11 protein-coding genes and 1 other annotated feature are annotated in these 12435 nt (G+C 63.9%); of the genes, 10 read left to right on the top strand and 1 reads right to left on the bottom strand.

Annotated elements, in window-relative coordinates:
* The first annotated feature begins 24 nt into the window (after positions 1–24).
* The 6 genes from KSAC_RS15525 to KSAC_RS15500 all read left to right on the top strand — a co-directional run bounded on the left by KSAC_RS15525 (position 25) and on the right by KSAC_RS15500 (position 9606).
* Entirely contained in the window at positions 25–5115 is a 5091-nt protein-coding gene (locus tag KSAC_RS15525; RefSeq protein WP_132306672.1) for a methyltransferase, read from the top strand.
* Between the two features lie 160 nt (positions 5116–5275).
* Positions 5276–7084, top strand: coding sequence for a ParB N-terminal domain-containing protein (locus KSAC_RS15520; protein WP_132306670.1), 1809 nt, complete (start codon positions 5276–5278; stop codon positions 7082–7084).
* 53 nt (positions 7085–7137) lie between these two features.
* The gene (locus KSAC_RS15515; RefSeq protein WP_132306668.1) at positions 7138–7395 is read left to right on the top strand and encodes a hypothetical protein; all 258 of its coding nucleotides are present in this window, start codon (positions 7138–7140) and stop codon (positions 7393–7395) included.
* Positions 7396–7946: 551 nt separating this feature from the next.
* A complete protein-coding gene (locus KSAC_RS15510) occupies positions 7947–8411 on the top strand; it encodes a DUF3085 domain-containing protein (RefSeq protein WP_132306666.1) in 465 nt (154 codons plus the stop codon).
* A 191-nt stretch (positions 8412–8602) separates the two neighbouring features.
* On the top strand, positions 8603–9226 hold the full coding sequence (locus KSAC_RS15505) for a hypothetical protein (protein ID WP_132306664.1): 624 nt from the start codon (positions 8603–8605) through the stop codon (positions 9224–9226).
* Between the two features lie 62 nt (positions 9227–9288).
* Positions 9289–9606, top strand: coding sequence for a hypothetical protein (locus tag KSAC_RS15500; RefSeq protein ID WP_132306662.1), 318 nt, complete (start codon positions 9289–9291; stop codon positions 9604–9606).
* Between the two features lie 154 nt (positions 9607–9760).
* On the opposite strand, the gene KSAC_RS15495 is transcribed toward KSAC_RS15500, so the two are convergent.
* A protein-coding gene (locus KSAC_RS15495; protein ID WP_132306660.1) for an IS3 family transposase occupies positions 9761–10995 on the bottom strand; the annotation gives its coding sequence in 2 pieces (ribosomal slippage) (positions 9761–10701 and positions 10701–10995; 1236 coding nt in all).
* Positions 10592–10708, bottom strand: a sequence feature (AL1L pseudoknot). It overlaps the preceding gene by 117 nt.
* Before the next feature lie 259 nt (positions 10996–11254).
* Between KSAC_RS15495 and KSAC_RS15490 the strand changes: the two genes are divergently transcribed.
* From KSAC_RS15490 to KSAC_RS15475, 4 genes are all read left to right on the top strand, one after another.
* Complete coding sequence (locus tag KSAC_RS15490; protein WP_132306658.1) at positions 11255–11536, top strand: hypothetical protein; 282 nt, start codon at positions 11255–11257, stop codon at positions 11534–11536.
* Position 11537: 1 nt separating this feature from the next.
* On the top strand, positions 11538–11720 hold the full coding sequence (locus tag KSAC_RS15485; RefSeq protein WP_007396069.1) for a hypothetical protein: 183 nt from the start codon (positions 11538–11540) through the stop codon (positions 11718–11720).
* Between the two features lie 18 nt (positions 11721–11738).
* Complete coding sequence (locus KSAC_RS15480; RefSeq protein WP_132306656.1) at positions 11739–12125, top strand: hypothetical protein; 387 nt, start codon at positions 11739–11741, stop codon at positions 12123–12125.
* Between the two features lie 62 nt (positions 12126–12187).
* The gene (locus KSAC_RS15475) at positions 12188–12424 is read left to right on the top strand and encodes a hypothetical protein (protein WP_132306654.1); all 237 of its coding nucleotides are present in this window, start codon (positions 12188–12190) and stop codon (positions 12422–12424) included.
* Positions 12425–12435 lie beyond the last annotated feature (11 nt).

The following is a 12435-nucleotide window of genomic DNA, read 5'->3' as shown; positions in this document are numbered from 1 at the left end:
GTCCGCGCCTGCCCGGAGTTTGCCATGCGCGACCGATCTCACGCCCAGCTCAGCCTGTTCGACACCTCATCCCTCAGCAGCGGGGGCGCTGCCGACCTCTTCTGGGGTGAACTGGAAGGGGAGGAGGGGACTGCACCCCTGTCGGCATCCGTCCCCCTGATCATTCCGCGCACGGATTACCGCCTTGTCGGCCCCCGCCACCTGGGCGCGAACTGGAAGGATCGCGCGCGTGACAACATCGCGGCAATCCGCCTGCTGGGTGAACTGGAACGCGAAGACCGCGCGGCGACGACCGCCGAACAGGACCTGCTGATCCGCTTTACCGGCTTTGGCGCTGGCGACCTTGCCAATTCGCTTTTTCCGCACGGCGAGGATGGGTTCCGGGCCGGATGGGAGGATATCGGCCGCGCGCTGCATGACAGCACGACCGATGCCGAAAGGGCCGGTCTCATGCGGGCCACCCAGTATGCCCATTACACGCCCGAGCTCATGGTGCGGTCGCTGTGGGACATGGTCATGCGGATGGGGTTCTCGGGAGGCCGGGTGCTGGAACCGGGCTGTGGCACCGGCCTGTTCATCGCGACCCGCCCCGAAAAGCTGGAAGGCAGGGTGGCCTTTACCGGCATCGAAAACGATCCCCTGACGGCACGGATCGCGCGCGCGCTCTATCCGAACCAGTGGATCCGGCAGGAGGATTTCACGAAGACCCTGCCAGGCGAGCGTTACGAACTGGCGATCGGCAATCCGCCCTTCTCCAGCCGCACGGTGCGCGGAGCCGACACGATCGGCCGGCTGCGCCTGTCCCTGCATGACCATTTCATCGCACGCTCCGTCGAGGCCCTGCGTCCCGGGGGCATCGCGGTGTTCGTGACGTCACGGCATACGATGGACAGGCGTGACGGCACGGCACGCACGCATATCGCCGGAATGGCCGACCTGCTGGGCGCGGTGCGTCTGCCGCAGGGGGCGATGAAGGACGAGGCCGGGACCGAGGTTGTGGTGGATATCGTTGTCCTGCGCCGCCGCATGGTGGGCGACGTGCCGGGGGATGAGGGCTGGCTGGAGACGGGCGAGGTGCCCGACAGCAATCACGGTAATGGGGCGCTGAGCGTAAACCGCTATTTCCTGGACCACGGCGAGCAGGTGCTGGGGGCGCATGAATGGACCACCACCCAGTTCGGCCCGGACTATACCTGCGCACCGGTCGCAGGGCTCATGCTGGACTGTGCGTTGCCCGAAGCACTTGCGCGCATCGCCCCCGACATCCGCTTCCCGAAACCCGAGACCTGTGATCTCACAGCCCCCGCCCGGCGTGCGCGTGTCGGGACGGCTGCCGATGGCGCGGTCCTGAAAGAAGGCAGCTACTACATCGAAAGCCGGGTGCTGCATCAGATCGTCGGCGGCGTCGGGGTCGAGGTGCCGGTCAGGAAGAAAGGCAGCACAGAGGGCATCTTCCAGAAACATGCCCGGATCATCGAAGCGCTGGTTCCGGTGCGCGATGCAACGCGGGCGGTGCTGCGCGCGCAGATGGAAAACCGTCCCTACGGGCGGCTGCAGTCCGATCTGCGGCGTGCCTATACCAGTTTTGTCCGTCAGTTCGGCCCGATCAACCTGACGAACACCACGACCCGCATGAACGAGAAGACCGGCGTGGAGACCGAAACCCAGCGCCGTCCCAATCTCCAGCCCTTTCTCGACGATCCCGATGTGTGGCTGGTCGCCTCGATCGAGAATTACGACACCGAGAAACAGCTCGGATCCATGGGGCCGATCTTTTCGGAACGGGTTGTCCACGCCCCGGTCGAGCCGGACGTGCAGACCGCCCTCGATGCGCTTGCCGTCTGCCTCCATGAGACCGGCGGCGTGGAGATCCCTCGCGTGGCGGAACTGCTTGGCCGGTCCGAAGCGCAGGTGATCAATGAACTGGGAGATGCAATCTATCTCGATCCCGAGCGCAGCGTCACGGGGCGCGATGTCTGGGTGACGGCGGACGAAGCCCTGTCCGGCGCGGTGCGCACGAAACTCAAGAAGGCACGCGAAGCGGCGCAGGACGATGCACGCTACGCACGCAATGTGGTGGCGCTGGAAGCGGTGCAGCCCGAAGACCTGCGGCCCTCGGACATTACGGCTCGGCTGGGTGCGCCGTGGCTGCCCGCATCGGACGTGAGCGCATTCATCGCCGAAGTGATCGGTGTGGAGACGACGGTGCGCCACACGGTCGAAGTGGCCGCATGGAGCCTTGATATCGCGCCGTTCCGGGGCAAGGCCGAGGCCACCTCCCTATGGGGCACCGAGCGGCGGCATGCCGGTGAACTCCTGCTCGATGCGCTCAACCAGTCGAGCCCGAAGATCTGGGACGTATGGCGGGACGCCGATGGCGAACACCGCGAACTGAACACGAAGGAGACGGAAGCGGCAAAGGAAAAGCTGGCGACGATCCGGCAGGCTTTCCACAACTGGGTCTGGAACGATCCCGATCGCAGCGAGCGCCTCGTGCGTCTCTATAACGACGTCTACAACAATCTGGTCCCACGCCGGTTTGATGGCACGCACCTGACGCTACCCGGCGCCAGCACGGTCATCTCGCTACGCGCGCACCAGAAGCGTGTCATCTGGCGCATCATAGCCGCGGGCAGCACCTACATGGCGCATGCGGTGGGTTCGGGGAAAACCTTCTCCATGGTTGCCGCTGTCATGGAGCAGCGCAGGCTGGGACTGGTCAGCAAGCCGCTGATTACGGTGCCGGGACATTGCCTCGCCCAGATCGCGCGCGAATTCCTGATGCTCTATCCGACCGCGCGCATCCTGGTCGCCGACGAGACGAATTTCGAGAAGGCGAAACGCCAGCGCTTCCTGGCCCGGGCGGCGACGGGAAACTGGGATGCGATCATCATCACGCATGATGCGTTCCGGTTCATTCCCACGCCCAGCGATTTTGAATCCGCTCTGATCGCCGAACAGGTCGCCTCCTATGAGGAGCTTCTGGAAACGCTGGACAGGGACGACACCCTGTCGCGCAAGCGTGTCGAGCGCATGAAGGAAGGGATGGAAGCCCGTCTGGAAGGACTGGCCGCGCGCAAGGATGACCTGCTGCATATCGGCGAGATCGGGATCGACCAGATTCTTGTCGACGAGGCGCAGCTGTTCCGCAAGCTGTCCTTCGCCACCAACCAGTCCGATCTCAAGGGCGTCGATCCGAACGGGTCGCAGCGCGCGTGGGACCTGTTCGTGAAGTCGCGTTTCATCGCGCAGGACAATCCCGACCGCGCGCTTGTGCTGGCGTCGGGTTCCCCGATCACGAACACGCTGGGCGAGATGTATACCGTGCAGCGTTACATGCAGCTTTCCGCCCTGGAGGAACGCGGCCTGCATGAATTCGATGCATGGGCGGCGAATTTCGGTGAAACCCGCACGGAACTCGAACTGCAGCCCAGCGGCCTTTACAAGCCGGTCACGCGGTTCTCCGAATTCGTCAACGTCGCCGACCTCATGGCGATGTATCGCAGCTTTGCCGACGTGGTGCTGCCCGACGACCTGCGCCAGCATGTGAAACTGCCCAACGTGCGGGGCGGTCGCCGCGAAATCGTGGTCGCGCCCTCCAATGACAATTTCAAGGCATACCAGCAGACGCTGGCGCAGCGGATCACCGCCATCGAGAACCGGACCGGACGGCCGAAGAAAGGCGATGACATCCTCCTGTCGGTGATTACCGATGCGCGTCATGCCGGGATCGACCTGCGCTTCGTGGTGCCTGGCATGGAGAGCGATCCGACGAGCAAGCTCAACATCATGATCGCCAATGTGTTCAGGATCTGGCGCGAGACATCGGAGAACCGTTACACCGACCCCGAGACCGGCGCAGCTGGCGAACTGCCCGGTGCGACACAGATGATCTTCTCGGATCTGGGCACCGAAAGTGCTCTCGAAAAACGTGGCTTCTCCGCATATTCATGGATCCGCGACGAACTGATCCGGCTGGGCGTGCCGCGCGAGCAGATCGCGTTCATGCAGCATTACAAGAAATCGGCGGCCAAGCAGCGCCTGTTCGCGGACCTCAATTCAGGACGCAAGCGCATCCTGATCGGCTCTACCGCGACAATGGGAACGGGCGTGAACGCCCAGCAGCGGCTGAAGGCGCTGCACCATCTCGACGTGCCCTGGCTGGTTGCGGACATCATCCAGCGCGAAGGCCGGATCGAGAGGCAGGGCAACCAGAACGACGAAATCGAAATCTACGCCTACGCGCAGAAAGGCTCGGTGGACGCGACCAACTGGCAGATGCTCGAGCGCAAGCAGCGTTTCATCTGCCTTGCCATGTCCGGCGACCGCACCATCCGTCGCCTTGAAGATGTGGGGGCCGAAGCCAACCAGTTTGCCATGGCCAAGGCGCTGGCCTCGGGCGATGAGCGCCTGCTGCGCAAGGCGGGGCTGGAAGCGGAACTGGCCCGCCTCGAACGCCTCTATGCCGCCCATTACGACGACCAGTTCAATGTGAAGCGCGCGGTGCGGAACGCGGAAAAGGAAGTCGCGGCGATGGAGGGGCTGATCCCGAAGATCGAGGCGGATATCGCGCGCAGGCGTCCGACGCGCGGCGAGGCGTTTGGCCTTGAGACCGCGCGCAGCATCATCACCGCGCGGGAGAAGGCGGGAGCCTATCTTCTCTCGCAGATCCGCATGGCAGCCCGCAACGGTGACGATGGGGAGTGGCGTCTGGGACGCATCGGTGGCTTTGACATCATGTGCGAAGCCCGCGCGACCTATGCGGTGGATAATCGCAAAAAGGAAGCGGATGTGACGCTGTATCTCGCGCTCGAACAGGGTGGTGCCGCCGTGCATCTTGATGATGAGGTGAAGCCGCTGGGGCTGGTGTCCCGTATCGAACACCTGCTGCTGACATTCGAGGATGCGCTGCGCAACGCGATCAGCCGCCGTGACGGGGCACAGGCCCGCCTGCCCGCCTATCGTGCACGGATCGGCACGCCGTTTGCGGAACAGGCGCTGCTTGAAGAAAAGCGTGAAGCCCTCGAAGCCCTTGAAGCCGATCTGGCCGCGACCGTCATGGAGACACCCGCCAATGACGACGCGGTGGAGGCGGTGACCGATCTGGCGGCCTGAGAAGGACGGGAAGGAGAACCGGGGAAAAGGAGGGGGCTGCCAGAGGCCGCATCGCCGCGCAAGGCTCAGGCCGGGCGCGCTGCGCGCGGCCTTGCGCGGCGACGCGCCCCCCGACCGCCCTGAAGATGTCGAAAGACGGAATTCAGCAAAGGACAGGACCATGGAACTACGCGAGATCGACCCGAAGACCCTGCGCGCCAACCCGGACAATCCCCGCCGGGCGGCGCCCCCGGTCGAGGAAGACCGCAGGCTGGCACTCAACATCAGGGCGGTGGGCCTGATCCATCCGCCGCTGGTGCGCGAAGGCGGGGATGGTATGCTGACGATCATCGCAGGGCATCGCCGCGCACGGTGTTCCATCATGGCGAAGCTGAAGACCATCCCCGTCTTCGTCACAGGCGCCGATGAAGAGCTGGACGGCCTGGTGGCCGCGTCGGAGAACATGATCCGGCTGGGGATGAGCGAGCCCGACCAGTGGCGGGCGGTCAGCCGCATGCGCAGCGAACAGAAAATGAAGGAAACCGCCATCTGCAAGGCGCTGATGGTGACCCCTGCCTATCTCAGGCGGCTTGACCTGCTGGCACATCTGCACCCGCCGATCCTTGATGCGATTGAACTGGGCATCGGCCCCGATGATGATGCCCGCAAGGCCATCGCAAAGGCGTCTCCCGACGAGCAGGCAAGGGTGTGGGCTGAAATCTGGGCAGAGAGTGCTGAAGAAGGGCAGGACCCTGCCGATTACCGGATGACGGTGGAGGATGGCCAGCACATGGACTGGGATGATCTGGCCCGGGCGTTCTCGATCGCGGAGTTCTATGCCCGCGATGCGCGCTTCGACGACGCCACTGCCAGACGGCACGGCATTGTCTGGGAGGAGGACCTTTTCGGTGAAGGGGGGCAGGACAACCGCTATACCAGCGATGCCCGTGCCTACGCGGCCGCCCAGCGCGAGGCCATGGAGGCGGGCCTGCCTGCCAATGGCCATATCACGCCGACTGATGATTACGGATATCCGATCCTGCCCGAGAACGCCTATCCCGTGCAGGCGTGGCATGAAGCAGGTGAAGATGACCAGATCGCGGTTTTTCTCCATCCCGTGACGCTCAGGGTTGGCGAGAAGGGTTTCCGGATGCGCGTGGATGCGTCCGCTACCAGTCGGGCCAGCGAAAGCCCGGGACCGGTCGTGGAGAAACCGCGTGAGAGGCCCGACATATCAGGAACGGGTCTGAAGATGATCGGGGAGATCCGCACGCTGGCCCTGCACCGGGCGCTGGATGGGGCTGCTGATGCCGTCGACCCATGGGATCTTGTAGGCGCTCTCCTTCTGGCGTTGGGTTGTGGCAACGTGACGGTGAAGAATGACACCAGCCACATCGCCTATCACCAGCCCACCGCCCGCGATAATGCGCTGGCCGCGCTGTTTCCCGAGGGGCATCTGGTGCGCGACCCGGCGCTTATGCGCCATCATGCGATGACGGTGGTGCGGAGCATCGCGAACTGCGATGTCAGCCCGTACGACGGCAGCGGCCCGCAGGCGCTCCTGCTGGGCATCCTGTTCGGCGCGGACAGCCATATGCCCAATATGGCGGTCGAGGACTTCCTGAAAACGTACAGCAAGGCCGGGATTACCCGGGCCGTGCAGGCCGAGGGGCTGCCTGAACAGGCCACGGGCAAGCTCATGCGCGCAGCCCTCATTAATCATGTAGGCCCCGGGGGGCATTGGGTTCCTGACGTCGCGGGCTTTGCCGGGGCGCCGGTTGCGTGGAAGGAGAAGCTGGATCGGCAGCGCGGGGCCGCGGCCCGGATGATAGCCCTGGACGCCGAACTGGAGGCGGACGAAACGCATGAGGACGCCGGGGGCGCGGGTGACGCCGTCGCTGGCGCGATGCAGGTGGACGAAGGCGAGGCAGACATGACAGCGCTGCCCAATGCAGCGACGCCCGAACCTGAAATGGCGTTGGCTGCATGATGAAGGGGCGGACAAAGCCGTGCGCGTCGGTCCGCAGGGCCCGACGCTACAGGGTGGCGACCTGCTTCTGCGGCAGGCCGGAACCATGGGCGCAACTCTCTTTTTGCGGGCAGACACTGGGGCTGCTGCCCGATCATGAAACCGCGTGGCGGTGCGCGGACCTGCACCGGCAATGGATACGCATGGAGCGGCCCGCCAGTGAGTGGCTGGCGCTCGTGTTCGATGCGCAGGTTCTCCTGCGAAGGCGGCTTGAAGGCGAGGGCTGGCTGGGACCGTCCCGCCATTGCCCGCCGCAGGCTCTGGCGGCATAAGAAACCGGGGCCGCCTGACGAGGACGGACGAAACATCCACGCAGGCTACGGCGCGGGATGTCGCGGCCCCCATTCATCGTAGCCGGATATGACATCCCGGGGGCCGTGATGTCATGTCCTGAACTGAGGGGAAACCATGATCGTCCTGATTGTGGTGGACCGGAAGTGGTTAAAGAAGCTGCTTCGCACAGCGAAGAAGGCCCTCCAGGCGGCAGCCACCGTCCTGAAGGGCCTAGCGGATTAATCCACTTCCACCACACGGTCGGGGGGTAATCTTTCACCGGATGCCCCCCGGCCACGGGTTCAGATTAGGACATTCCAGCTACGATTTTCAAGGGGCGCTACACCTTGCGGTGTCGCGCCCCTTCCGTTTTGCGGAGTACGAAACACCAGCATTGCCACAATGGGAAAAGGCGGGGGCAGGACCGCCCCGCGCGTTCGTTGCCGCGTGGACGGACAGGCAGAAGGCAGGGGGTTTTCAGAGGGTGACGCATGCCATGCGCCACCCTTTTTTCATGCCCTCAGGCGAGGACATGGAAAGGAAACCGCTTATGAAACTGCATTTCGATCACGCACTGGTCGCCCGGCTGCTGGCGCACGCCACGGCGGCGAAGGAGCACATGCCCACGTTCGCGCAGAGCTGCGACCCGGCCTTCGTGAAGGACGGGAAGGTTGAACATACCCGCATCCCGGCTGGACTGATGCTCGTTGGAGATGACGGCCTGTACCTCATGTCAAACGGCATGCCTGCGCTTGGCGATCCACGGGGGCGCGCCAATCTGGTGGCCTATGCCCGCGAGGCCGATCCTGAAACCAGCCCTGAAGACAGCTACGACATCAAGCGCGCGGCCTTTGGCGACGATGATGGCGTGGAGTTTCTGTCGGCCGACGGCATCCGCAACGCACTTGAAGCGACGGCGGGGGGTGCCCTGTGGCTCGATGTGACGCCGTCACGGATCAGCGCGCCATGTCTGGCGCCACCGCGCCGTAATGCTGGCGCGCGGCGACGGGCCTGAAAGAGAACACGAAAGGCAGCAAAGGGAAGGCGCTGCCATGGCGTGCCGCTCGGGGCCAGAGGTGGCGCTTCCCCATGCTCGCGATGCTGCGCGTGGGTCCAGTGCCGGCGCATGGCGCCGCTCTGGCCCCGACCGGCACGCCATGGCCACGCGCGAAACATCCGAAACAGAAATAAAGAGAGAGCACGGTCATGCCCGTACTGATCCTGAACGCCATTCCCGCTACCCGTACCATTGGTCGGTGGGGAGCTTCGACAAAGAGCGAAATCATGACCAACCTGGTTCCGCCACGGCGGATTACGGCGGCGAACGTGCCGGATGTCGCAAGTCAGGTCATTGCTTTTGGTCGGCATGTTGCGGCGGCATGTCCCCGACAGTCCTTTGTGGTTTTGGCCCGGATGGCACGGGGACAGCGCAAGCCGCGCGGGTTTGACGCGGCCGCACGGGCGCAGGAACTCAACTGTGAGTCCTGGTTGCATGTGACGCTGGAACAGGCCGTACCGCATGCCGATGGCCCGGGCGTGTCTTCATGGGGCAGCAAATTCACGCCGTTCTGTCTGGAAGGGCATGCCCCTGTCTGGCCGGGTGACGGACCGGCGTATCTGGAAACCATCGCGCAGCGTTCGCTGGGATTATACGGCTGGACGCGCGCGGTTGCCTTCCGTCTGGCCCAACTCACGGGCCGCGAGCAGGATCCTGCGCAGACCTGCACGCAGGACGCGCTGCGCGCCGCCTATGCCCGAAAACTTCATCCCTTCGACATGGCGACCGAAATCGCCGCCATGGACCGGGTGGCCCGCAGCGCTGCGGCCTGAGCCATTGCTCGTCACTGTAACGGCTCCGCCAGGCGGGGCCGTTACCTTTCTGGGAGAAGTCCATGTCCGGCACCAGCCGATTTGAAATGATCGCAGGCTACCGCCTTGAGATTGCAACCGTCCGTGAGGGCGTCCTGATCCGCACACCCGGCATCTTTCCCGTCAATGCGCGCGAATGGCATGGCCCGTACGCAGATGAGGTCGCCGCATTGGTCGATTTCCGGACGCGCGTTGCACGGCCGCGCATTACGCCCGAACGCCTGCGGCAGTACAGGAAGCACGGTTATTACGGGATAGTGCGGGGCGTGGAAGTGATCCAGCGCCGCAGCCCGTGGACCGGTGCGTCCGAACTGACGCCGTTCGAACTCGTGGAGGCCTGATCCACGTCCTGCGATGCTGCTCCGTGCCGTTTTGGACACAAATCATCCTGAGTGCCACGAGGCCTGCCGCGTCCTTTCCGCGAGCCTGCGCGAGATGGAAACCTCCTGAAATCTGAACTGCCCCGGGTTTACCGGAGAGCGATTTGTTCAGTAATCAGGCAGCGATATCAAGCCTGTTCTGATCTGCATAGAAGGCCTGTTCGGCTTCGGCGGGAGGCCTGTAGCCGATTGGTGCCAGCAGGCGTCGGTTATTGTACCAGTCCACCCACTTGAGGGTTTCCCATTCGACCTGCGCCATGGATTTCCATGGCCCCAGATGATGGATGACCTCGGCCTTGTATAAACCGTTGATGGTTTCCGCCAGTGCATTGTCGTAGCTGTCACCAACCGTGCCGACCGAGGCGTCGATGTCAGCCAGCGCCAGGCGTTCGGTATACCGGATCGACAGGTATTGTGATCCACGATCCGAATGATGGATCAGCGCCTTGTTTCCCGCGGGCTTTCGTTGCCAGATGGCCTGTTCAAGGGCATCGAGCACAAACTGGGTGGTCATGGAAGTCGAGACTTTCCAGCCCACGATCCTGCGGGCGAACACATCAATGACGAACGCCACATAGACCATGCCATTCCAGGTCTGGACATAGGTAAAGTCCGACACCCAGAGCTGGTTGGGGGCCTCGGCCCGGAACTGCCGGTTGACCCTGTCATCGGGACAGGGGCGCGCCGTATCCGGACGGGTCGTGATGACCTTCCGGCCCCGGATTACACCCTTCAGACCCATCTTGCGCATCAGGCGCTCAACAGTGCAACGCGCCACCTGTCGCCCTTCACGCTGCAGGCTGTGCCAGACCTTGCGCGCACCATAAACAGCACGGTTGTCCTGCCAGATCCGGCGGATATGTTCCATCAACTCCCTATCACGCCGGGCACGCGGGCTGGCCCTGGCCGGATCTCTTGCTATGACCGCCTGCTGGTAAAACGTGGACGGGGCAATCGGCAGAACGCGACAGATTGGCTCGACCCCGTAATCGGCACGGTAGGCTTCAATAAACGCGATCATTTGCGAAACGGGCGGTCGAGCTCCGCCTGAGCAAAATAAGCCGAGGCCTTCTTGAGGATCTCATTGGCCTGACGCAGTTCACGGACCTCACGCTCCAACGCCTTGATCCGTGCCGTCTCGGCCGAGGTCGGCCCCGGTTGCGCCCCAGCGTCCCGTCGGGCCTGCTTCCACCAGTCGTGCAGGCTGTCGCCCGAGCAGCCCAGCTTGCCACCAATCTCGCGACAGGCCGCCGACAGGCTCGGGTAATCCGAGCGATGCTCGTCCAGAAGGCGCACGGCGCGCTCACGGAACTCAGGCGAATAACGCGATGTCTTCTTCTTCTCTACCATAGGGATCATCCTCCGAGAGTTTTACTCTCCGGTAAACCCGGGGCAGTTCAATCCGCGTAATCCCCAGCCCTGCCCGAAGCTGAAAGGCAGGAAAAAGGAAAGCGAAGAGAGGAAAGAAATGAAAAAAGAAAAAGGCGCTCTCATAGGGCGTCGGTCGCGGCAAGGGTTCGTCGCTACCGCTCCCGGCTGACGCCGCCCTTGCCACGCCCGCCCCCCGATGAGGGCGCGATCAGGTCAGAAAAAACCTGAGGAGGCGAAAATGGCAGAGAAAACAGCGAAACTGATGGCAGGAAAGAACCGGGACGCCGAGCCCGTGACGTTCGGGAAGCTGTCCATCCATGACCGGTTCCGGTTTGCGGCCGCTCCGCTCGGGACGGTCTACCGCAAGGAAGCGCGTACCCATTATACCATCGCAGGCCGCCCGCCGCTGTGCCGCATATCCCGTGACGCGCTGGTCATACCCGTGCCCGATGAGGCGCGGGACGCTACAGGGACAGTCAGGCGGCTCCCGTCGCCCCGTCGCAGCACGGGAGGGCGGTAAGATGAAAGCGTTCCTGAACTCCCCGCTGTTCCGCGACATCAAGGACGGGCTGGGCGCGCTGTTCACGATCCTCTGCCTGGTCGTGGCCATGCTGTTCATCTGCGTGGGTCCGTCTTTCCTTGCAGGCATCACCGAGGACGGTCCGATCAGGGACACGCACCGTTTCGTCGTCGCCCGACATTGAGCGGGCGAAGGAAAACCCATGTTCAGACAGTATCATGCCGGGCGATGGTTCTCGCCCGGCGACAATCCGCTGCGGGTCGGCCCGATCGCGGCAGGGAGCATCTACAGGCTGCCTGCCAGCCTGCGCTGTGGCGCGGTAGAGCGGTGGATCGTCGAAGCCTTCCTTAATGGCGTGCAGACCGCCGCCAGACGCGATCCCGCGACTGGCCGCTGGGAAGATCGCTTCATTTCGGGGCGCTCCGATCGTGCCGTGATCCGGCGTCTCAGTGACGGATACCGGCAGGAAATCCCGGTCCGTGTCCTGCTTGCCTGCGACGCGCAGCAGGGCGTTTCGGCTTATCCGAGCCTTCCCGATGTCCGGCGTTTCCATGCGCACTGGCGCGCAGGTGCGTCGTCCCATCCCTGACCATTGCCCGGCATGGGCGTTCAGGCGCCGCCACGGGCGGCGCCGCAACAGGAAACAGGAATATGACCCAGACTACACATCATGCACCGGTTGCCCATCTGTTTGCCGCACCGGTTTTTCACCGCAGTGCGTCGGTGGCGCGCATGGGTGCTGCGCGCGGGCTGCTGCGCGAAAAAGCCGATCTCGAAGTTGGCGCACAGGCGACCTCGATCCCGGCCCCCGTCCGTGCGGCATTCCGCAGGCGCGCCTCTCAGGCCGGTCGCAAGGCGATGACGATGCTACTCGATGCGTCCTTGTGATACGTGCGCAA

It is taken from the genome of Komagataeibacter saccharivorans, from assembly GCF_004348195.1.
Lineage (GTDB): Bacteria > Pseudomonadota > Alphaproteobacteria > Acetobacterales > Acetobacteraceae > Komagataeibacter > Komagataeibacter saccharivorans.
The sequence above is the reverse complement of the archived record's forward strand: the minus strand, read 5'-3'. Positions and strand labels throughout refer to the sequence as shown.

What these genes read in the sequence shown, in the direction of transcription:
- KSAC_RS15475 (WP_132306654.1), top strand. Translation starts at nt 12,188, where the DNA reads ATGACCCAGACTACACATCATGCACCGGTTGCCCATCTGTTTGCCGCA.
- KSAC_RS15505 (WP_132306664.1), top strand. Translation starts at nt 8,603, where the DNA reads ATGCCCGTACTGATCCTGAACGCCATTCCCGCTACCCGTACCATTGGT.
- KSAC_RS15490 (WP_132306658.1), top strand. Translation starts at nt 11,255, where the DNA reads ATGGCAGAGAAAACAGCGAAACTGATGGCAGGAAAGAACCGGGACGCC.
- KSAC_RS15525 (WP_132306672.1), top strand. Translation starts at nt 25, where the DNA reads ATGCGCGACCGATCTCACGCCCAGCTCAGCCTGTTCGACACCTCATCC.
- KSAC_RS15485 (WP_007396069.1), top strand. Translation starts at nt 11,538, where the DNA reads ATGAAAGCGTTCCTGAACTCCCCGCTGTTCCGCGACATCAAGGACGGG.
- KSAC_RS15520 (WP_132306670.1), top strand. Translation starts at nt 5,276, where the DNA reads ATGGAACTACGCGAGATCGACCCGAAGACCCTGCGCGCCAACCCGGAC.
- KSAC_RS15480 (WP_132306656.1), top strand. Translation starts at nt 11,739, where the DNA reads ATGTTCAGACAGTATCATGCCGGGCGATGGTTCTCGCCCGGCGACAAT.
- KSAC_RS15500 (WP_132306662.1), top strand. Translation starts at nt 9,289, where the DNA reads ATGTCCGGCACCAGCCGATTTGAAATGATCGCAGGCTACCGCCTTGAG.
- KSAC_RS15510 (WP_132306666.1), top strand. Translation starts at nt 7,947, where the DNA reads ATGAAACTGCATTTCGATCACGCACTGGTCGCCCGGCTGCTGGCGCAC.